This window comes from Nocardia sp. NPDC050717, assembly GCF_040654275.1.
GTDB lineage: Bacteria > Actinomycetota > Actinomycetes > Mycobacteriales > Mycobacteriaceae > Nocardia.
Window position 1 is genome coordinate 17,304 of sequence record NZ_JBFAHR010000027.1, and the last position, 20,749, is coordinate 38,052.

16 protein-coding genes and 1 rRNA gene are annotated in these 20,749 nt (G+C 71.7%); 11 read left to right on the forward strand and 6 right to left on the reverse strand.

All coding sequences use genetic code 11. The annotated features are described in order from the left end of the window. Positions 1-12 precede the first annotated feature (12 nt). The 3 genes from AB0H56_RS30945 (at position 13) to AB0H56_RS30955 (ending at position 5,145) form a co-directional block, all read left to right on the forward strand. Entirely contained in the window at positions 13-2,010 is a 1,998-nt protein-coding gene (locus AB0H56_RS30945) for a hypothetical protein (protein ID WP_357170037.1), read from the forward strand. A 53-nt stretch (positions 2,011-2,063) separates the two neighbouring features. Continuing rightward, positions 2,064-3,815, forward strand: a complete 1,752-nt coding sequence (gene treZ, locus AB0H56_RS30950) for a malto-oligosyltrehalose trehalohydrolase (RefSeq protein WP_357170040.1) — start codon at positions 2,064-2,066, stop codon at positions 3,813-3,815. Between the two features lie 76 nt (positions 3,816-3,891). Continuing rightward, positions 3,892-5,145 carry a serine hydrolase domain-containing protein gene (locus tag AB0H56_RS30955; protein WP_357170043.1) on the forward strand — a complete coding sequence of 418 codons (1,254 nt, stop codon included), beginning with the start codon at positions 3,892-3,894 and terminating at the stop codon, positions 5,143-5,145. A 4-nt stretch (positions 5,146-5,149) separates the two neighbouring features. On the opposite strand, the gene ilvA is transcribed toward AB0H56_RS30955, so the two are convergent. Together ilvA and AB0H56_RS30965 are read right to left on the reverse strand one after the other, a co-directional pair. Continuing rightward, a complete protein-coding gene (gene ilvA, locus AB0H56_RS30960) occupies positions 5,150-6,502 on the reverse strand; it encodes a threonine ammonia-lyase IlvA (RefSeq protein ID WP_357170046.1) in 1,353 nt (450 codons plus the stop codon). A gap of 99 nt (positions 6,503-6,601) precedes the next feature. After that, positions 6,602-7,036, reverse strand: a complete 435-nt coding sequence (locus AB0H56_RS30965; protein WP_357170049.1) for a nitroreductase family deazaflavin-dependent oxidoreductase — start codon at positions 7,034-7,036, stop codon at positions 6,602-6,604. 96 nt (positions 7,037-7,132) lie between these two features. Here AB0H56_RS30965 and AB0H56_RS30970 point away from each other — a divergent pair, with 96 nt between their 5' ends. Continuing rightward, entirely contained in the window at positions 7,133-7,348 is a 216-nt protein-coding gene (locus AB0H56_RS30970) for a hypothetical protein (protein WP_357170052.1), read from the forward strand. On the opposite strand, the gene AB0H56_RS30975 is transcribed toward AB0H56_RS30970, so the two are convergent. After that, entirely contained in the window at positions 7,337-10,399 is a 3,063-nt protein-coding gene (locus AB0H56_RS30975) for an AAA family ATPase (protein ID WP_357170055.1), read from the reverse strand. The genes AB0H56_RS30970 and AB0H56_RS30975 overlap by 12 nt on opposite strands. Before the next feature lie 148 nt (positions 10,400-10,547). Here AB0H56_RS30975 and AB0H56_RS30980 point away from each other — a divergent pair, with 148 nt between their 5' ends. Both AB0H56_RS30980 and AB0H56_RS30985 read left to right on the forward strand, forming a co-directional pair. Continuing rightward, positions 10,548-10,904, forward strand: a complete 357-nt coding sequence (locus tag AB0H56_RS30980; protein WP_357170058.1) for a nuclear transport factor 2 family protein — start codon at positions 10,548-10,550, stop codon at positions 10,902-10,904. 28 nt (positions 10,905-10,932) lie between these two features. Further along, positions 10,933-11,349 (forward strand): hypothetical protein, encoded by a 417-nt coding sequence (locus tag AB0H56_RS30985; protein WP_357170061.1) that lies wholly within the window; start codon positions 10,933-10,935, stop codon positions 11,347-11,349. 63 nt (positions 11,350-11,412) lie between these two features. Here AB0H56_RS30985 and treY read toward each other — a convergent pair whose 3' ends face one another. The 3 genes from treY to AB0H56_RS31000 are packed head-to-tail and all read right to left on the reverse strand — an operon-like array spanning position 11,413 to position 16,577. After that, complete coding sequence (gene treY, locus AB0H56_RS30990; protein WP_357170064.1) at positions 11,413-13,833, reverse strand: malto-oligosyltrehalose synthase; 2,421 nt, start codon at positions 13,831-13,833, stop codon at positions 11,413-11,415. Between the two features lie 8 nt (positions 13,834-13,841). Further along, complete coding sequence (gene glgX, locus AB0H56_RS30995; RefSeq protein ID WP_357170066.1) at positions 13,842-15,962, reverse strand: glycogen debranching protein GlgX; 2,121 nt, start codon at positions 15,960-15,962, stop codon at positions 13,842-13,844. Positions 15,963-16,019: 57 nt separating this feature from the next. Then, a complete protein-coding gene (locus tag AB0H56_RS31000; protein WP_357170069.1) occupies positions 16,020-16,577 on the reverse strand; it encodes a cupin domain-containing protein in 558 nt (185 codons plus the stop codon). A 34-nt stretch (positions 16,578-16,611) separates the two neighbouring features. Between AB0H56_RS31000 and AB0H56_RS31005 the strand changes: the two genes are divergently transcribed. From AB0H56_RS31005 to AB0H56_RS31025, 5 genes are all read left to right on the forward strand, one after another. Next, the gene (locus tag AB0H56_RS31005) at positions 16,612-17,061 is read left to right on the forward strand and encodes a MarR family transcriptional regulator (RefSeq protein WP_357170072.1); all 450 of its coding nucleotides are present in this window, start codon (positions 16,612-16,614) and stop codon (positions 17,059-17,061) included. Between the two features lie 60 nt (positions 17,062-17,121). Then, positions 17,122-18,399: an adenosylmethionine--8-amino-7-oxononanoate transaminase gene (locus tag AB0H56_RS31010; RefSeq protein WP_357170075.1), complete on the forward strand. Its 1,278-nt coding sequence runs from the start codon at positions 17,122-17,124 to the stop codon at positions 18,397-18,399. A gap of 32 nt (positions 18,400-18,431) precedes the next feature. Then, positions 18,432-19,580, forward strand: a complete 1,149-nt coding sequence (locus AB0H56_RS31015) for an 8-amino-7-oxononanoate synthase (protein ID WP_357170077.1) — start codon at positions 18,432-18,434, stop codon at positions 19,578-19,580. After that, positions 19,577-20,269 (forward strand): dethiobiotin synthase, encoded by a 693-nt coding sequence (bioD, locus tag AB0H56_RS31020; RefSeq protein WP_357170080.1) that lies wholly within the window; start codon positions 19,577-19,579, stop codon positions 20,267-20,269. Before AB0H56_RS31015 ends, bioD begins: the two co-directional genes overlap by 4 nt. Before the next feature lie 421 nt (positions 20,270-20,690). Further along, positions 20,691-20,749, forward strand: a 16S ribosomal RNA gene (locus AB0H56_RS31025); the annotation flags it as partial.

Here is a 20,749-nt window from a genome sequence, read left to right on the forward strand (position 1 = left end):
TCGAGAGGCGTGATGTCAGCCCTGCGACTCGACTCGCCACCGCGGACCGCGCCGCCGACGCGTTCGAGGGACCGCGCGCCGACCCGGCGCGTGGTGTTGCTCGTCGCCCTCGGTCTCGTCGTCGCCCAGCTGGCGTCGCGGGCCTGGGTCGCCGCGTCCGGGTTCTTCTACTGGGACGACTTCATCCTGATCGGCCAGGCAGGCAGGCATCCGCTGTGGTCGGCGGAGTTGTTGTGCACCAGCCACGACGGGCACGTGATGCCGCTGACCTTCGCGCTGACCTGGCTCATCACCGAGATCGCGCCGCTGCGCTGGGGTGTCGCCGCCGCGGTGCTGGTGCTGCTGCAACTGCTCGCCTCGCTGGCGGTGCTGCGGCTGCTCGTCGTGCTGCTCGGGTGGCGCCTCCGGATGTTCGGGCCGCTGATCTTCTTCCTGTTCGTGCCGTTGACCGTGCCCGCGTTCGCGTGGTGGTCGGCGGCGGTGAACGCTCTGCCGCTGCAGATCGCGCTCGCCTGGGTGAGCGCGGACGCGGTGCTGCTGACGCGCACCGGGCGGCGGCGATACGCGGTGTCGGGGGCGGCGGTGTTCGCGGTCGCGCTGCTGTTCTTCGAGAAGGCCGTGGTGGTGCTGCCGGTGGCCGTCGCCGTGGTCGCGCTGCTCGCCCACGTCAGCGGGGACCCGGTGCGCGCGGCGGTCCGGCGCGGGGCCGTGCTGTGGACGGCGGCGGGCGCGGTCCTGCTGGCCTGGTCGGCGTTCTTCCTGCTGGTCATCCAGCGCCCGCGCGGCCTGTCCCGCCCCGAGAATCCCACCGCCCTGCTGCGGCAGGCACTCTCGGACGGCCTGGTGCCCACGCTCTTCGGCGGTCCGTGGCGCTGGGAACGCTGGCAGCCCGCGACACCGTGGGCCGATCCGCCCGGTCTCGCGGTCGCGGTGTGCTGGGCGGCGTTGATCCTGTTCGCGGCGTGGACGATCCGTCATCGCGCCCGCGTCGTCCCTGTCTGGGCGTGCGCCGCGGCTTACGTCGTCCTGACCGTCGCCCCGGTGGTCGTCCTGCGCGACGGGCCTGGTACGGCGGCGCTGCTGCTGCAATCCATCCGGTATTTCGCCGATTTCGCGGTCATCGCGAGTGCGGGGTTGGCTGTGTTGCTGCTCGCCGCACCCAGGGGGGTGACCTCGGCACCCGGGGTGCGCGGTGCCGCCACAGACCCGGCGGCGGCACCCGGGCCGGCGATCGGCCACGCCGCGGACCGGTCGGCCGCCGAGGTCGGTCGTGCGGCGGACCGGGTGGGCGCGGACCGCCGGCGAACCGAGGATGCGGCCGATGGTCTCGCGGCCCGGCGGGACGCAGGTCAGCGGTGGCCCGGTGCTCGTGGACGCCGAGTCGCGGGTGTCGCGGTCGCCGTGGCGTTCGTCGCGAGCAGCGGCTACTCGACCATCGCTTTCACCCGCGCCTGGGAGCCCAGCCCGGCCCGGACCTACGTCACCGGAGTCCGCGCCGCGCTGCCGGAGTCGGACGCGCCCTTGCTCCCGCAGGAAGTGCCGTGGAATGTGCTCAACCCCTTGGCCTTTCCCCAGAACATGACCGATCACGTCTTCGCTCCGCTGGCCGGTCCCGGCACCTTCGCGCGGTCGACCTCGCACCTGCGCATGTTCACCGACGCGGGCGAACTCGTCGACGCGCAGGTGTGGTGGAACCGCTCGACCCTGCCCGGCCCAGAGCCGGGCTGCGGGTACCGGGTGCCGGGTGGATCGGCGGTGCGGCTCCCGCTGGACGGGCCCATGCAGACCAGGGAGTGGACCGCCCAGCTGAACTACCTGTCCGACCGGGACGGGATGATCGCGGTGTCCTTCGAGGGCGGTGCGGAAACCGTCGCCGAGGTGCGCGCCGGCCTGCATCCGGTCTATCTGCGGATGCTCGGCGGCGGCTCGGCGCTGCGCGTGCGCGTGCTCACCCCCGGCATCGAGCTGTGCCTCGGCACGGGCCCGGTCGGCGTCGTCGCCCACGGCTGACCGCCAGCGCCGGTCGGCCTGCCCGATCACCGTCCGCGTGCGATGCTGGGGCCATGAGGCAGTTTCGGGTGTGGGCGCCGGTGGCGGGGGCGGTGCGGCTGCAGCTGGACGAGGTGGACCACCCGATGCGCCGCAACGGCGGCGGCTGGTGGTCGGTCACCGTCGAGGCCGGTCAGGGCGCCAGATACGGGTTCCTGATCGACGACGATCCGACCGTCCTGCCCGACCCGCGCTCGCCGCGCCAACCCGACGGGGTCCACGCGCCCTCGGCGGTGCACGAGCTCGACGCCGGCGCCTGGACCGATCACGGCTGGACCGGGCGCCAGCTCGCCGGATCGGTGTTCTACGAGCTGCACATCGGCACCTTCACACGGGCGGGCACCTTCGACGCGGCGATCGAACGGCTCGATCATCTCGTGGCCCTCGGCGTCACCACCGTGGAGCTGATGCCGGTCAACGCCTTCGACGGCACCCACAATTGGGGCTACGACGGCGTGCTCTGGTACGCGGTGCAGGAGAGCTACGGCGGCCCCGACGGCCTGCAGCGGTTCGTCGACGCCTGCCATGCCCGCGGGCTGGCGGTCTGCCTCGACGTGGTCTACAACCATCTCGGCCCCTCCGGCAACTACCTGCCGCGCTTCGGGCCCTACCTCAGCGCGGGCCGCAACACCTGGGGGCAGAGCGTCAACCTGGACGGGCCCGGTTCCGACGCGGTGCGCCGACACATCATCGACAACGCGCTGCGCTGGCTGCGGGAATTCCACCTCGACGCCCTGCGCCTGGACGCCGTGCACGCGCTGGTCGACCGCACCGCGACCCACCTGCTCGAGGAGCTCGCCGTCGAAACCGCCGCCCTGTCAGCGCATCTGGGCCGACCGCTCGGCCTGATCGCCGAGAGCGACCTCAACGACCCGCGCCTGATCACCCCGCGCGCCGCGGGCGGCTACGGGCTCACCGGCCAGTGGAACGACGACCTGCATCACGCCGTGCACACGGCCGTCTCCGGTGAACGACAGGGCTACTACGCCGATTTCGGCTCGCTGGCCTGTCTCGCGCAGACGCTGACGCACGGGTTCTTCCACGCCGGAACCTATTCCAGTTTCCGCGGCCGCACGCACGGCATCCCGCTGCGCCGCGATCTGGTGCCAGGCAGCGCGCTGCTCGGCTACACCTGCACCCACGACCAGATCGGCAACCGGGCACTCGGCGACCGGCCCAGCGCGTACCTCACGCCCGGCCAGCTCGCGGTGAAAGCGGCGCTGGTCCTGCTCTCGGCGAGTACGCCGATGCTGTTCATGGGTGAGGAGTGGGGCGCGCGCACGCCGTTCCAGTTCTTCACCTCGCACACCGATCCGGCCGTCGCCGCGGCCACCGCCGCCGGTCGGCGCGCGGAGTTCGCCGAGCACGGCTGGGCCACCGACGAGGTCCCGGACCCGCAGGACCCCGCCACCTTCACCCGTTCGAAGATCGACTGGACGGAACCGACCCACGAACCGCACGCCCGGCTGCTGGCCTGCTATCGCGCCCTGCTCGCGCTGCGCAAGGCCAGGCCGGAGTTCGGCGATCCCTGGCTGGAACGGGTCTGGGCCGACTACGACGAGGCCCGGCGCTGGTTCGTGCTGCGGCGCGGGCGGATCTCGGTGGTGTGCAACCTGGCCGAGGACGAGGCGGTGATCCCGGTGCACGGCCGGGTCCTGCTGGCCTGGGCGCCCGCCACCGAATCCGGTGCGGGAACACTCATCTCGGGCCACAGCTTCGCCGTCCTGGAGGAGGGCGACGGCGCGGGCACCGTGGTCACCGAATGATCCGGGCAGGGCACAGCTAGGGCACGGTCGTTCCGCGACCGTTGCCCAAGCGAACAGACGTCCGTACGGTAATACGATGAGCAACGACGCTTACGGGCAGGACAGTGCTGCCCTTCCGGCCGGTGTCGGCGGTTTCGCCCCGGCCGGCTTCGGTCCGCTGGTGCGCGCCTTCGCCACCTTGATCGGCCATCGCCGCGGCGCGGGCGGCGCCCTCGCGATCCATCGACACGGTGAGCCCCTCGCCCACGTCTGGGCGGGCAGCGCGGGGGATCGACGCCCGTGGACGGCCGACACCGGCGCCATCGTGTTCTCCGCGACCAAGGGCGTCACGGCGACCGTCATCCACCGGCTGGCCGATCGCGGACTGATCGACTACCGCGCGCCCGTCGCCGAGTACTGGCCGCGCTTCGCCGCCAACGGCAAGGGCGACATCACCGTCGCCGACATCCTCACCCACCGCGCCGGGCTGTCCTCGCTGGGCGCGGTCGCCGACACCGCCGCCGAATCCCTCGACCACGAGCTCATGGAGGACCGGCTGGCGCTGGCCGTCCCGGACCGGCTGCGCGGCATCCCGACCTACCACGCCCTCACCTACGGCTGGCTGCTCGCCGGGCTGGCCAGGGCGGTCACCGGGCAGTCGATGAGCGAGCTGATCCGGGCCGAGGTCACCGAACCGCTCGGTATCGACGGCATCCACCTCGGCCGCCCGCCCGTGGGTTCCACGACCGAATACGCCCGCCTGGCGGGTGCGCACCTGAACCTGACGGGGCACCCGATCGCCGCGGGCGTCCTGAGCCGGGTCGGGCAGTGGATGCCGGGCCCGCTCGGCGCCGCGTCACGCTGCCTGTTCGTCCCCGGACTCAACACCATCCTCGACGGCGACGATCCGACCATCCTGGCCACCGAGATGCCCGCGGGCAACGGCGTGTGCACGGCCTCGGCGCTGGCCAGGATGTACGCCGGGCTCGCCGACGGCGTCACCGTCGACGGGCGGCCGTACCTGCGGCCCGAGACGCACCGGGCCATCCGCCGGGTGCAGACCTACCGCGTCGACCACGCCCTGTTCTACCTGCCGATGATGTGGCACCTGGGCTACCACTCGATGCCGGTGCCCGGCGCGCGCAACGGCTTCGGCCACATCGGCCTCGGCGGCTCCTTCGGCTGGGTCGATCCGCAGTCGGGACTCTCGATCGGCTACGTGCACAACCGGCTCGACCAGAGCCTGCTGGCCTACGACCAGATCGCCCTGGGCTGGCTGCTGCCGCTGGCCGTCGCGGGCGCGCACGCCACCCGCGGCCGCGGGGCGAAGATCGACCGCGCGGCCGCGTGAGTCGTCAGGTCAGGTAGCGGTACGCCGGAGACCCCGGTTCCAGGCGCTCGGCCTGGATCGGGGACTCCTCGATGCGGTGCAGCAGCGACGCCAGGTCGTCGGTGGCGCCGAGCTCGATGCCGACCAGCGCCGCCCCGGTCTCCCGGTTGTTGCGCTTGACGTACTCGAACATGGTGATGTCGTCGTCCGGGCCGAGGACATCGTCGAGGAACCGGCGCAGCGCACCGGGCTCCTGCGGGAAGTCGACCAGGAAGTAGTGCTTGAGGCCCCGGTGCACCAGCGAGCGCTCGATGATCTCGCCGTACCGCGAGACGTCGTTGTTGCCGCCGGAGACGAGCACGACCACCGTCGACCCCGGCTCGACGTCGACCTCGGCCAGCGCCGCGGTGGCGAGCGCGCCCGCGGGCTCGGCGATGATGCCCTCGTTCTGGTAGAGGTCGAGCATAGCGGTGCAGATGGCACCCTCGTCGATCTGCATCATCCGGAACGACCCTGTGCCGGTGGGGGATTCGTTGGTGACCAGCAGCGGCAGCGAGGCGTGCGAGACCACCCGGCCGCCGAACGACGCGGCCGCCTGGTAGGGCAGATCGCCGATGCGGCGCACGGCCGCGCCGTCGACGAACGGATCGATCTCGGGCAGCGTCACCGGGCCGCGCGCCACCAGCGCCGCGGTCATCGACGCCGCGCCGGCGGGCTCGACGCCGAGCAGACCGGTCCGCGGGGCGCGCTCGCGCAGATAGGTGCCGATGCCTGCGAGGCACCCGCCGCCGCCGACGGGCACGATCACCAGATCGGGCGCGGTGCCGAGCTGTTCGAGGAACTCGGCGGCGATGGTGCCCTGGCCCGCGGCGGTGCGCGGGTCGTCGAACGGCGGCACCATGGTCGCGCCCGTGCGGGCGACGTCGTCGGCGGCGGCCGCGGCGGCCGCGTCGTAGGTCTCGCCGACGGCGATCAGTTCCACGAACTCGCCGCCGTGCACGCGGATGCGGTCGCGCTTCTGCTTCGGGGTGGTGGTCGGCACGTAGATGCGCCCGCGCACACCCATGGCCCGGCAGGCGAAGGCCACGCCCTGCGCGTGGTTGCCCGCGCTGGCCGCGACGACGCCCGCCGCGCGCTCGGTGGCGGTGAGCTGGACCATCAGGTTGTAGGCGCCGCGCAGCTTGTACGAGCGCACCGCAGTGAGGTCCTCGCGCTTGAGATACACCTGCGCGCCGGTGCTCGCCGACAGCCGCGGGGAGAACTGCAGCGGCGTCGGCTCGATGATGTCGGAAATTCGCTTGGCGGCGGCGTCGATCTCGTCCGCGGTCAGCGGCGGACGGGTTACGGACACTTCGGCGACGTCAGCGATGGGGGACACCCGGTAAATGCTACCGAGGTGGTTCGGGCGCCTCGCGAGTGCGCCCACGCACCGCCCGCCGCGGCGCCGTACCGCGGCGGGGGAGCCGGTACGCCGAGGTCAGCGCGGGGTGAGGACGAAGACCGGGATCTCGCGATCGGTCTTCTTCTGGTATTCGGCGTAGTCGGGCCAGACCGCGACCGCGCGGTCCCACCACAGCGCCTTCTCGTCGCCGAAGACCTCGCGCGCGGTGTAGTCCTTGTTGACGGTCCCGTCGCGCAGCTCGACGTGCGGTTCGGCCTTGATGTTGAAGTACCAGACGGGATGCTTCGGCGCCCCGCCCAGCGACGCCACGACGGCGTACTCGCCGTCGTGCTCGACCCGCATGAGCGGCGTCTTGCGCAGCTTGCCGGTCTTGGCGCCCTTGGTGGTGAGCAGGATGACGGGCTTGCCCTGCAGTGAGGTGCCGTCGGCTCCGCCGGAGTTCTCGTAGGTCTCGGCCTGGGTGCGTGCCCAATCGGAAGTGCTCGGTGCGTACTCTCCAGTCAGTGGCATGACCTGCACAACGATCCGTCGTCGTGTGATGTTCCCGATAGGCCCGGATCGCAAAGTTCGGTGGCCCGAACTTCGGAATGCGCCTATCCTGTGTGCATGGCAGTGGTCACCCCATCGGCAGCGCGCGCGACCGTCGACATCGCGGGCAGCGCCTGGCCGGTCTACAAGCTCGAGGCGCTGGTCGCCGGGCTGGTCGTCGGTGCCCTGCTGCTGCTCGTGGTCGGCTCGGCGCAGACCGCCGTTCTGGTCGCGGCCGCGGTCGCCACCGCGCGCTGGATCGCCGGGGCCGTCCGGGCGCACTCACTCCGCTAGGTCGAGCGCGCTCAGCTCCCCGCGCGAGAGCACCCCCAGTTTCGGATACGCCTTGTACAGGTGGTGCCCGACCGTGCGATGACTCAGCACCAGCCGCGCCGCGATCTCCCGATTCGACAACCCCTGCGCGGCCAGCCGCACGATCTGCGCCTCCTGCGGGGTGAGCACGCTCAGTGGACCGGCGCTCGACCGCGCGTCGACCCCGATCCCCAGCGCGGCCAGTTCCGTGCGCGCCCTGGCGCTCCACGGCGCCGCGTCGAGCCGCTCGAACAGGGAGAGCGCCTGCTCGAGCTGGGTCCGCGCGTCGGCTTTACGCCTGTCCCTGCGCAACCACTCGCCGTACAGCAGCCGCGTGCGTCCCTCGTCGAACGGCCGGTTGCCGACCAGGGCGGCCCGGAAATGCGGCTCCGCCTCGGCGCCCTCGGCCAGCAGCGCCCGCCCCCTGGCCACCAGCGCGGCGATCCACGGCTGTTCCGCCCGCGCCGACCACTCGGTGAGCTGCGCCATCGCCGCCTGCGCCGGTGCGCCGAGCCGTGCCGCCACCTCGACCTGATCGGCCAGGCTGCGCAACCCGCTGACGTGATGTCGGGCCGGTTCCACCGTCATGTGCTCGAGCTCGGCCCGTGCCTGCTCGAGCCTGCCCGCGCCGAGCGCCAGCAGCGCCAGCGCCGCGTGCGCCCACGGGGCACCGGCCGCGCGCGCCCCACCGAACTCCTCGGCCGTCGTCCGGTCGACGTGCTCGCGGCAGGCCGCCTCGTCGCCGCGCAGCGCCGCCAGATACGCCAGGAACGCGCTGAGCTGGCTGATCCACTGCGGCTGACCGATATCGGTGGCGATCCGCACCCCCTCCTCGGCCGCGCCGCGACTGGCGCCGGGCCGTCCGCCGAACAGCTCGGCCTCGGCCCGGAAGAACAGCAGCGGCGCCAGCAGCGCGAGGCGGCCCTGCTCGCGGCTCTCGGCGATGAGCTCGTCGGCCAGCTCACCCACCTGCTCGTCCTGACCCACCACCAGCCCGCTGCCGCACAGCTGCACGAGATCGGCCGGGCTGTCGGCGCCGTTGGCCCTGGCCGCCGCGGCGGCCTCGCGCAGCTCGACCGTGCGCCGACCGGTCAGCGACCCGGTCAGGTAGCGCGCGATCGGCGTGAACGGGTCGTCTTCGTCGACCGCTGAGGTGGTCAGCAGCTCGGCCACCTCAGCGAGCTCGGCGGGCCCGAGGTACCACGCGGTGTGTACCGCCCGCGTCACGATCTGCGCGGGCACTCGCCCACCGACGGAGTGGGCGGGCCCGTCGGTGTCGTCGGGGTTCGCTGGTCGCCCGTGCGCCGTCTGTGTTCGCGCGCGTGCGGACATCGGGCTCTGCCGGGCGCCGGCACGCGCAGCCGCCATCAGGCGCCGGTGTGCGGAACCCGGTGCCCCCGAGGCGAATTCGACCTGGGCACGGATCAGCTCCAAGCGCAGTGACAACGCATCGCCCGGATCCGCCTCGCGGCCGGAGCCCACGCTGCCGGTGGAGTCGGTGGTCCGCGTGGATTCCGCGTTCTCCTCGCCGGGTGCGCACCCGGGAAGTCCGATGCTCGACGAATCGCAGGCCGCGGGGCCGTCCTGCTTCGGTGTGCGGCCGTTGTCGGGCCCGGTTTCGGAGGTGGTGCGTCCCCCGGTGCCCGGCGCCGGATCGGTGCGTTCGGTGTGGGCGGCGCCGACCGCGAGCGGGGCCGCGTGGTCGAACTGCCCGGATTCGGTGGTGGTGCGTCCCCCGGTACCCGGTGTCCGATCAGTGCGCCCGAGCTGGGCGGCGGCGCGGTCCGCGAGGTGGGCGGCGTGCTCGAACAGCCCGGCCTCGGTGGCGGTTTCGGCGGCGGCGACGAGCCTGCGGACGCGGGCTTCGCGGCCGGCGCTCAGGGCGGCGGCGCGATCGTAGGCCGCGACCGCGCCGTGGAAGCCGTTGCGGCGCCGCGCCCGATCGGCGGTGCGCTCCAGGGCCGAGGCGGCCTGCTCGTCGGAACCCGTGGCGGCACTGGCCAGATGCCACGCGCGCAGGTCGGCGGTGTCGGGGTCGGTCATGGCCTCGGCGAGCGCGCGATGGGCGGCCAGCCGATCGGTGAGCGCCGAGCCCTGGTAGACGGCCGCGCGGGAGAGCGGATGACGCCACGTCACCACCTGCCCGTCGGTGCGCACCAGCCCCGCGTCGGCGGCGGGCTGCAGATCGGGCAGCGCCGCGCCGAGGCGGGCGGCGGCCCGCAGGATCGGGGCGAGGTCCGTGGTGCCCGCCGCGGCCGCCACCAGCAGTATCGTGCGCGTGGCGGCGGGCAACCGGGCCACCCGGCCGTAGAACGCGAGCTGCAATCGCTGCGTCAACGGCAGCGGATTGAGGTCGTCCACCGCGCCGAGCACCGAGGGAAGTTCCAGTAGCGCCAGCGGATTGCCGCCCGCTTCGACCAGCAGCCGATACCGCGCCGTGGGCGAGAGCGCGGTCGCTCCCGCGTCGAGCAGGGCGGCCGACGCCTCGGCGGGCAAACCGGACAGCGCCAACTCCGGGAGGCCGGGCGCCGGGAAGTCGTCCGGCCCGGAGCGGGCGGCGAACAGCATCACCACGCCCTCCGCGTCGAGCCTGCGCGCGGCGAACAGCAGCGTCTCGGCGGTGGCGCGGTCCAGCCAGTGCGCGTCGTCGATCAGCACGAGCAGCGGGCCGTCCGCCGTCTCCTCGGCCAGCAGGGTGAGCACGGCGAGTCCGATCAGCATGCGGTCCGCGGGCGCGCTCGCGCCGAGCCCGAAGGCCGACTCCAGCGCCTCCCGCTGGCGCGGCGGCAGCTTCGGCACCAGCGCCATCCCTGGCCGCAGCAGCAGATGCAGTGCCGCGAAAGGCAATTCGGCCTCGGACTCGATTCCCGCACCGCGCGCCGCCGTGATCCCGCGCGTCGCCGCGTAGTCGAGCAGCGCCGACTTGCCGATCCCCGCCTCGCCCCGCAGCACGAGGGCGCCGCTGCGCCCGGCGCGCGCACCGTCGAGCAGGTCGTCGATGACGGCCTGTTCGGCCTCGCGTCCGTAGAGCATGCGCACCACGGTATCGCCGTACCGGTACCGCGTGGCGAAAGTACCTATAGGCGACTGATTCGGTGGGCCCCCGCGGCGAAATACCGTAGGTGTCATCGCGGGAACGAACCCACGAAACGCCAGTTCAAAGCCTATTTCGGAGGTCACCATGAACACCGTCGTCGCGCAGTACCTGGAGGCATGGAACACCCGCGAGCCCAGTGACCGCCGCGCCGCGGTGGCCCGCCTGTTCACCCCGGAGGCCCGCTACGTCGACCCGCTGGTCGCGGTCACCGGCCACGCCGAACTCGAGGCCGCCATCGCCGGCGTGCAGGCCCAGTTCCCGGACTGGAGCTTCCGGCTGGCCGGGCCGGTCGACGCGCACCACGACCAGGTCCGCTTCACCTGGGGCCTCGGTCCCGCCGAGGGCGAACCGGTGGTGATCGGCTTCGACGTCGCCGTCCTCACCGACGGCCGCATCGACAGCGTCTTCGGCTTCCTCGACAAGGTCCCCACTTCCGCCTGACCCACCCGCTCGAACCAGGAGATCCGCCATGACCACCACCGCCCCGTCCCGCCTGTCCGCCCTGCTCACGCCCGGCGAGCCCCTGCTGCGCCTGTCCTTGCGATTGGATGCCGTCGTCACCGGCGTCAACGGCCTGGCCTACCTCGCGCTGGCCTACCCGCTGGAGCGCCTGCTCGGCCTCGAGGTCCGCGCCGGTCTCGCGATCGGCGTCTTCCTCACCGCCTACGGGCTCGCCGTGGCGGTGGTCGGTCTCCGCTCGCCGATCTCCCGGCCCGCCGCGGCCGCGGTGGCGATCGGCAACACCGCCTGGGTCGTGGCCAGCCTCGCCGCCGCGCTCACCGGAGCACTGAGCCTGACCACGGTCGGCACGGTGTGGGCGGTGCTGCAGGCGATCACCGTCGGCGGGTTCGCCGCACTGCAGTACCGCGGGCTGCGCGCGGCGTGACGCACGCACCGGGATCGGGGCCACGACCATCGTGGCCCCGATCCCGCTGTCGTGGAAAGGGTCTCAGCGGACCAGCAACGCGACCGGCAGCCGCGCGAACAGCTTCTCCATCGTGACGCCGCCGGAGTAGGCGGTGCCGGTCAGTCGATCGGTCCAATTGCCTTCCGGCAGTGCCAATGTCGTGTCGAGCCAGCCGGTGCCCGCGAGCCCGACCGAATGCCGGGTCGCCACCACGATCACCTCGACGTTCTCGCCTGCCGCGCCACGGCCGTAGGCGACGACCCGGTGCGCGTGCTCACCGGCCGCGAACATCGGCAGATACGACCCGCCGACGAAGCACTCCGGGCGCTCCCGGCGCAGCCACAGCGCGTAGGCCACCACCCACATCTTCGCCGCGCCCGTGGTGTCGAGTGTCGGTGGCTCGGTGAGGGATTGGAGCAGGCCGGCACGCACGGCGAAGTTCACCGGCCGCCGGTTGTCCGGGTCGACGAGCGAGTCCTCCCACAGCTCGGTGCCCTGATACAGGTCGGGGATGCCGGGACCGCACAGCTGCAACAGCTTCTGCGCCACCGCGTCCGACCAGGCGTGCGGGGCGAGCTCGTGGGCCAGGTCGCCGATGCCGGTGCCCACCGGGCCGTCGATCACCGCGTCCAGCCAGCCGTGGACCGCCGCCTCGAACTGCGCGTCCGGCTCCTCCCAGGAGGTCTTCACACCCGCCTCGCGAATCGCCTTCTCCGCGAACTGGTGCAGCCGGTCCCGCAGCCCGGGCACCGACGACGCCGGTCTGCCGTCGGCGGGCCAGATCCCGAACATGTTCTGCAACAGGAACAGTGCCGTCGCGCCGTCGGGGGCGGGGGTGGTCTCGAGCCAGCCGCGCACCCGCTGCGACCACAGCTCGGCCACCTGGGACAGCACCCCGATCCGGGCGCGCACGTCCTCGCCGCGCTTGGTGTCGTGGGTCGACAGGGTCGTCATGGTGGCGGGCCAGCGCTGCGAGCGTTCGCTGTTGGACAGGTGGAAGTCGTTGACGGAGTGGCCGAACCGCGCCGGATTGCCCCCCACCTCCTGCAGCGACACCAGGCGCGCGCCCTGATAGAACATGGTGTCCTCGACCGATTTCGCGGTGATCGCGCCGCACACCTGGGAGAACCTGATCGCCGCCTCGCCGCCCTTGGCCAGCGCGGTCACCAGCACCGACAGCGGCGCGGTGAGTTCTGCGTTGCGCTTCTCCACCTCGGCCACCACCGCGGCGGTGATCCCGGCCAGCGGCGCGTAGTCCACGCGGTAGACCGGCATGAACGCCAGCACCTCGATGGTCGCGTTGCTCACCGCGAGCGTGTCGAAGCTGCCCGCGTCGCCGTCGCGCTTGATCGCCGCGACCAGCCGCCGGATCTCCGGCGCCAGAATGGTTTCCGCCACCGCCCGCTTGATCCGGTGCTCGGTCTCGCCGAACCACGCCCGGTCGCTGCCGTGCCCGGCGACGTGCTGGGACAACTCGGTGAGCGTCGCCTCGCCGGACGGATCGATCAGCACGCCACCGACATCGGCGAGCGCGTCGTACCCCGTGGTGCCGTCGACCGGCAGCGTCGCGTCCAGCGGCTCGCGATTGGCGAGGATCTTCTCCACCAGCAGCAGCCGCTGCGGGCCGATCAGCCGGCGCAACCGGGTGAGGTAGGCGCTGGGATGGGAGAGCCCGTCGGGGTGGTCCACGCGCACACCGTCGATCAGATCGTGCTCACACCACGCCGCCAGCTCGCGATGGGTCGCCTCGAAGACCTCGGGGTCCTCCTGCCGCAATGCCGCCAGCCCGCTCACCGCGAAGAAGCGCCGGTAGGTGCACACGCCGGCCTTCCAGCTCACCAGCCGGTAGTGCTGGCGGTCGTGGATGCGCAGCGCGTTGTCGCCGTCGGTGCCGGGCGCGATCGGGAAGCGCAGATCGTGCAGCGCCAGCATCGGTTCCTGGCCCGACCGGTCGACGGTCAGCGCCGCCGGGTCGTTCTCGCTCATCAGCACCGGCAGTGCCAGCCTGCCGCCCGCGCCGTTGCCCTGGCTCCAGTCGATGTCGAAGAACTTGGCGTACTTGGACTCGCGGCCGTTGCGCAGCACGTCCCACCACCACGGGTTCTGCTTCGGATCACCGACACCGACGTGATTGGGCACCAGGTCGACGATCAGTCCCATGCCGCGGCTGCGCACCTCGTCCGAGAGCGCCTTGAGCCCGGTGGGTCCGCCGAGCGCGGCCGAGACGGTGGTCGGGTCGGTGACGTCGTAGCCGTGTGTCGAGCCGTGCGCGGCGGTGAGGATCGGCGACAGGTACAGGTGCGAGATCCCGAGCTGCTGCAGGTATTCGGCGATGGCTCTGGCATCGGCGAAGGTGAGCGCGTCCGGCCGCAACTGCAGCCGGTAGGTGCTGCGCACCGTGGTCGGGCGGAGGGGCGCGCGGTGCAGCAGGGTCAGCGGATCGGTCACGGCGGTCTCGGTCATCGTTTCGGTCAGGCGGTTCGGCGCAGGACGAGCAGGCAGCGGCTGGGGACGGGCAGGGCGGCCGCCGCGGCGAACACCGCGTCGGCCGCCCCGGTGGGGGTCGAGCAATCAAGGGCGAGAGTCCATTCCGCACCGAACTCCGGCGCGGGCAACACGAAATCGAGCGCTTCGTCGTGCGCATTGAAGCACAGCAGGAACGAGTCGTCGGTGATGCGTTCCCCGCGCGGTCCCGGTTCGGGGATGCCGTCGCCGTCGAGCAACACGGCCAGCGATTTGCCGAACCCGCTGTGCCAGTCGTCGGTGGTCATCTCGGTGCCCGACGGGGTGAACCAGGCGATCTCGCGGCCGCGGTCGGCGCCGTCGCCAGGGCCGGCGGCGAGGAACCGGCGGCGCCGGAAGATCGGGTGCTCGGTGCGCAGCGCGATCACCGAGCGGGTGAACGCGAGCAGGTCGGCATTGGTCTCGGCCAGCGACCAGTCCATCCAGGCCAGCGGCGAATCCTGGCAGTACACATTGTTGTTGCCGTGCTGGGTGCGCCCGATCTCGTCACCGTGGGCCAGCATCGGCGTGCCCTGGCTCAGGATCAGTGTGGCCAGCAGGTTGCGCTGCTGGCGGGCCCGCAGTGCCAGGATCTCCGGGTCGTCGGTGGGTCCTTCGACACCGCAGTTCCACGACCGGTTGTGGCTCTCACCGTCGCGGTTGTCCTCGCCGTTGGCGTCGTTGTGTTTCTCGTTGTAGGACACCAGGTCCCGCAGCGTGAAGCCGTCGTGCGCGGTGACGAAGTTGATGCTGGCGCTCGGGCGCCGCCCGGTCGGCTCGTACAGATCTGACGACCCGGTGAGCCGGGACGCGAACTCGCCCAGCGTCGCCGGTTCGCCGCGCCAGTAGTCGCGCACCGTGTCGCGGTATTTGCCGTTCCACTCGGTCCACAGGCTGGGGAAGTTGCCCACCTGATACCCGCCCTCGCCCACGTCCCACGGCTCGGCGATGAGTTTCACCTGACTGACGACCGGGTCCTGGTGCACCAGGTCGAAGAACGCGGAGAGCCGGTCGACATCGTGCAGTTCGCGGGCGAGGGTGGCGGCCAGATCGAACCGGAAGCCGTCGACGTGCATGTCCAGGATCCAGTAGCGCAGCGAGTCCATGATCAGCTGCAGCGTGTGCGGATGCCGCACATTGAGGCTGTTGCCGGTGCCGGTGTAGTCCCGGTAGAGCTCGGGTTCGGCCTCGTCGAGCCGGTAGTAGGCGGCGTTGTCGATGCCGCGCAGACTCAGCGTCGGCCCGAGATGGTTGCCCTCGCCGGTGTGGTTGTAGACCACGTCGAGGATCACCTCGATGCCCTCGGCGTGCATCGCCCGCACCATCGCCTTGAATTCGGCGACCGCGGCGTCCCCGCGCGGGCGGGCCGAGTACTCGTTGTGCGGGGCCAGGTAGCCGATGCTGTTGTAGCCCCAGTAGTTGCGCAGCCCCTGGTCGGTGAGCACGTGATCGTGGAAGAACTGGTGCACCGGCATCAGCTCGATCGCCGTGACGCCGAGGCTCTTCAGGTGCCCGATGATCGCCGGATGCGCCAGGCCGGCGTAGGTGCCGCGCAGCTCCTCGGGGATGTCGGGGTGCGTCATCGTCATGCCCTTGACGTGCGCCTCGTAGATCACCGTCTCGTGATAGGGCCGGTTCGGCGGCCGGTCGGCGCCCCAGTCGAAGAACGGGTTGATCACCACGCTGGTCATGGTGTGGCCCAGCGAATCCAGCCCGTAGGTGTAGAGCGAGGGATCGTTGACGAACTGCCCGTCGAACGCCTTGCCGTAGGGATCGAGCAGCAGCTTGGCGGGATCGCAGCGCAGCCCGAGCTCCGGCTCGTACGGCCCGTGCACGCGGAAGCCGTAGCGCTGGCCCGGCGTGATTGCGGGCAGGTAGGCGTGCCAGACGTACCCGTCGACCTCGTCCAGCTCGACCCTGGTCTCGGTCCCGTCCTTGGCGATCAGGCAGAGCTCGACCCGGGTCGCGACCTCGGAGAACACCGAGAAATTGGTGCCCGCGCCGTCGTAGGTGGCGCCCAGCGGGTAGGCGGTGCCCGGCCACACACCCAGTGGGGTCACCTCACCGGAGCGGTCGTTCGGGCTCGACATGCTACGACAGTAGAGGAATCCGGCCCCTGCCCGCGCGGCTCGGCCCTGGGTGCTTCGTCACCCCCGCTCGGCGGCGACGGTGACCGCGCGCAGCCGCCGCGCGTAGCCGGTCCGCCGGGCCAGCGCTGCCAGGCCGCCGAACACCAGCCGCTGCAGCGGCGCGGGCGGACCGGCGAGGTAACCGTCCTGGTACTCCCACAGCAGCCCGAGCGCGAGCGGATTGCGCGGCAGTTTGCCTGCCGTCGTCCGGCCGGTGGTGTCCAGGCCCCACCAGAATTCGAACATCGCCCAGTGCCGCAGCGGTGGCCGGATCAAGTGGTCCAGCACCGTGTCGGGCGCTTCGTTCCAGAACTCGTGGACCGCGCGCGGCGGCGCGGTCACGGTGTCACCCGGTCGGGCCACGATCTCGGTGCCGTCGATCCGGAAGCGCACCCGGCCGCTGCGGATCGTCCAGGTCTCGCTGATCTCGGGGTGCCAGTGCGGCCCGGCTTCGCGCCCGACCCGGGGGAGGACGTGCTCGAGCCGCAGGTACGCGCCCTGCTCGTCGGCGCCGCGGTCGATCAGTGTCACGCGGTGCCCGTTGCGGAAGGTGAGGACGGTACCGATGTCAGCCATATCAATATACAAAGGTAACCTTCATAATATGTCAATGGATCGACCGGCCACCCTGCTGAAACTCCTGGTCCAGGCGACGGACTCGTACGAGCGCGCGCTCGACGAGCGACTGCGCGCCGCGCTCGGCGGTGACTTGCGGCCCGCCCACTACGCCGTCTTCCGGCACCTGGAGCCCACGGGGTCGCGGGTCACCGCGCTGGCCGACGCCGCCGGGATGACCCAGCAGTCGATGGGCGAGTTGGTCACCCATCTCGAACGAAGCGGTTACGTCGAGCGCAGGCCCGACCCCGCGGATGGGCGGGCCCGCCTGGTCGTCGCCACCGCGGCGGGCGCCGAGGCCCTCGCGGTGGCCGGTACGCACATCCGCCGGATCGAGGATGCGCTCGCCGTCGAACTGGGCGGATCGACTCTCGCGGAGATGCGCGCCGCGCTGGCTCGGGTCCCCGCTGTCCTCACCGGCCTGTCCGGCGCGGGGGAGGGATGATAACTTGAACGGTGTTCAAGGCCGTCGTTCCGGCGGCACCGGGCGAGGACGAGGACACCTGTGGACCTGACTCCCGAGCAGATCAGTGCCGTCGATGCCGACCATGTCTGGCATCCCTACGGCGGCTTTCCCGCGACCACCGAACCGCTGGTCGTCGCGAGCGCGGCGGGCACCAGGCTCACCCTCGCCGACGGTCGCGAGCTCGTCGACGGGATGAGCTCGTGGTGGGCCGCCGTGCACGGCTACCGCCACCCCGTCCTCGACGCCGCCCTGCTCGCGCAGTCCCAGCGGATGAGTCATGTGATGTTCGGCGGCCTCACCCACGAACCGGCCGCCCGGCTCACCCAGCTTCTCGTCGAACTCACCCCCGCCGGGCTGGACAAGGTGTTCCTCTGTGACTCCGGCTCGGTCTCGGTGGAGGTCGCGGCGAAGATGTGCCTGCAGTACTGGCGCGGGGTCGGCAAGCCGGGCAAGCACCGGCTGCTCACCTGGCGCGGCGGCTACCACGGCGACACCTTCACCCCGATGAGCGTGTGCGATCCCGACGGCGGCATGCACGCGCTGTGGACCGACGTCCTCACCGAACAGGTCTTCGTTCCCGCGCCGCCCGCGACCTTCGAACCCGGCTATCTCGCCGAGCTCGAGCGCGCCGTCACCACCCATCGCGACGAACTCGCCGCCGTCATCGTGGAGCCGGTCGTGCAGGGCGCGGGCGGCATGCGCTGGCACGACCCGCGCTACCTCACCGAACTGCGCCGCCTCTGCGACGAGAATCAGGTGCTGCTCGTCTTCGACGAGATCGCGACCGGATTCGGCCGCACCGGCGCCCTCTTCGCCGCCGACCATGCGGGCGTCGCCCCCGATGTCATGTGTGTCGGCAAGGCGCTGACCGGCGGTTATCTGACGCTGGCCGCCACGCTGTGCACCACCGCGATCGCCGAGACGATCAGCGCGGCGCACGGGGGCCTGATGCACGGGCCGACCTTCATGGGCAACCCGCTGGCCTGCGCGGTGGCGGTCGCCTCCCTCGAACTGCTGCGCTCGCGGGACTGGCGCGGCGAAGTCGCCCGGATCGAGTCCGAACTGCGCGCCGGACTCGAACCGCTGGCCGGGCTGCCCGGCGTCGCCGACGTGCGGGTGCTCGGCGCGATCGGGGTCGTCCAGCTCGATCGCCCCGTGGACATGCGCGCCGCCACCGCCGCCGCGGTCGACGCCGGCGCCTGGCTGCGCCCGTTCCGCGATCTGATCTACACGATGCCGCCGTTCATCAGTTCCACCGACGACATCGCCACCATCACCGGCGCCGTCCGGTCCGCGGTGAAGGCCTCCCTCGGATGACCCTGAACAGTGTTCAAGTATCCTCCTCAGCTGTGAGTATCGATCCGTTGAACTGGTTGGACGAGCGCGCGGCCGAGCGGGTCGACGCCGGGCTGCGCCGCACGCTGCGGGTGCGCGAGGCCGAGGCGCCCGCCATCGACCTCGCCTCCAACGACTATCTCGGACTCGTGCGCCATCCCGAGGTCGTCGAGGGCGCGGTCGCCGCCGTCCGCCGGTGGGGCGCCGGGTCCACCGGCTCGCGCCTGGTCACCGGAACCACCGCCGAGCACGCCCTGCTCGAGGCCGAACTGGCCGAATTCGTCGGTGCGCAAGCCGGATTGGTCTTCGCCTCCGGCTATGCCGCGAACCTCGGCGCCGTCACCGCGCTGGCCGGCCGCGGCTCCCTCGTCGTCTCCGACGCGGGCAGCCACGCCTCCCTGGTCGACGCGTGCAGGCTCTCGCGCGCCAGGGTCGAGATCGCCCCGCATCGTGACGTCGACGCCGTCGAGCGACTGCTCGCGGCGCGGTCCGAGGAGCGCGCGCTCGTGCTCACCGACTCGGTGTTCAGCGCCGACGGTGACCTCGCCCCGCTCGCCGACCTGCACCGGGTCTGCCGGGACACCGGGGCGGTACTGCTCGTCGACGAAGCGCACGGGTTGGGAGTGCGTGGCCGCGGCGGGCGCGGTCTGGTGCACGAGCTGGGCCTGGCCGGAGAGCCGGACCTCGTCGTCACCGCCACGCTGTCCAAGGCGTTCGCGGCCCAGGGCGGAGTGGTGCTCGCCGACGCCAGGATCCGAGACCACCTCGTCGACGCCGCCCGCACCTTCATCTTCGACACCGGCCTCGCGCCGGCCGCGGTCGGCGCCGCCCGTGCCGCGCTCGGCCTGCTGCGCCGCGACCCCACGATGGCATCGCGGGTCCTCGACCGGGCCGCCGACATCGCCCGGATCGCCGGCGTGCCGGAGCCCGACTCCGCCGTCGTCTCGGTCGTCCTCGGCGACGCCCAGCTCGCCTTCGACGCGGCGCAGGCCTGCCGCGCCCGCGGACTCGACGTCGGTTGCTTCCGTCCGCCGTCGGTGCCCGAGGGCACCTCGCGCCTGCGCCTGACGGCCCGCGCGAACCTCACCGACGCCGAACTCGACACCATCGCCGAGGTCCTCGGCGCGGTCCTCGCCGAGACGAAGGAGCCCGTGACCGCATGAGCATCCTGCTGATCAGCGGCACCTCCACCGACGTGGGCAAGACCGTCGTCACCGCCGCGCTGGCCGCAGCCGCCCGCACCGCCGGACGGTCCGTCGCGGTGTGCAAACCGGCCCAGACCGGCATGGCACCCGGGGAGCCGGGCGATCTCGCCGACATCACCCGGCTCTCCGGCGTGACCCGCACTCTCGAACTGGCCAGGTACCCGGAACCGCTGGCGCCCGACACCGCCGCCCGCCGCGCCGGCCTGCCCCTGCTGACCCTGGACGAGACCGTCGCCGCCGTCGACCGCCTGCGCGACGCCGACCTCGTCCTGGTCGAAGGCGCCGGGGGACTGCTGGTCCGGATTGGCGAGTTCACCCTGCTCGAGCTCGCGCAGAAGCTCGGCGCGCCCGTCCTGGTCGTGGCCGCCGCCGGACTCGGCACGCTCAACCACAGCGAACTCACCACCCGCACGCTGGCCGCCGCGGGTGTGCCGTGCGCCGGCCTGGTCATCGGATCGTGGCCCGTCGAGCCCGACCTCGCCGCGCGCTGCAACCGCGACGACCTTCCCCGGGTCACCGAGACGCGCCTGCTCGGATCCGTCCCCGCCGGGGCGGGCGCCTGGGACCGCGAGCGCTTCGTCGCCGCGGCGCCGGGCTGGTTCGTCACCGACTGGCTGCCGAACACCGCCTCTGACCAGGCGATTTGACTTCATGATCTTCGGTGCGTAACTTTCTTCGAGTCAGAGCGACACGGACACCGACCCGGTACCGAGGTGCCAGGGAAAACGAGGTTGGACGATGAGCGCCTGGCTGATCGTGTGTGCTAGGTAACTTCCTCTCGAACTTGCTTCGGTGGAATCCCTGCGCTACAGTTGGAACCCTTGCCCTGCTGAATCCCCTTCGAAAGTTGCGGGTAGAGGCTTGTGCGTGTGTTCTTTGAGAACTCAATAGTGTGTCGATGAATGTCAGTGCCAATATTTTTATTGGTTCCGCTTCTCATACCCCCCGGTTGAGGAGTGGACATTTGAACAACAGCGAATCTTTTTGCTGGTGTTCGGCTTGCTAGGTTTTCGGACTCTAGTCTTTAGATTATTCTGATTACATCCTTCGGGGTGTGGTTGAGAGTCTTCAACGGAGAGTTTGATCCTGGCTCAGGACGAACGCTGGCGGCGTGCTTAACACATGCA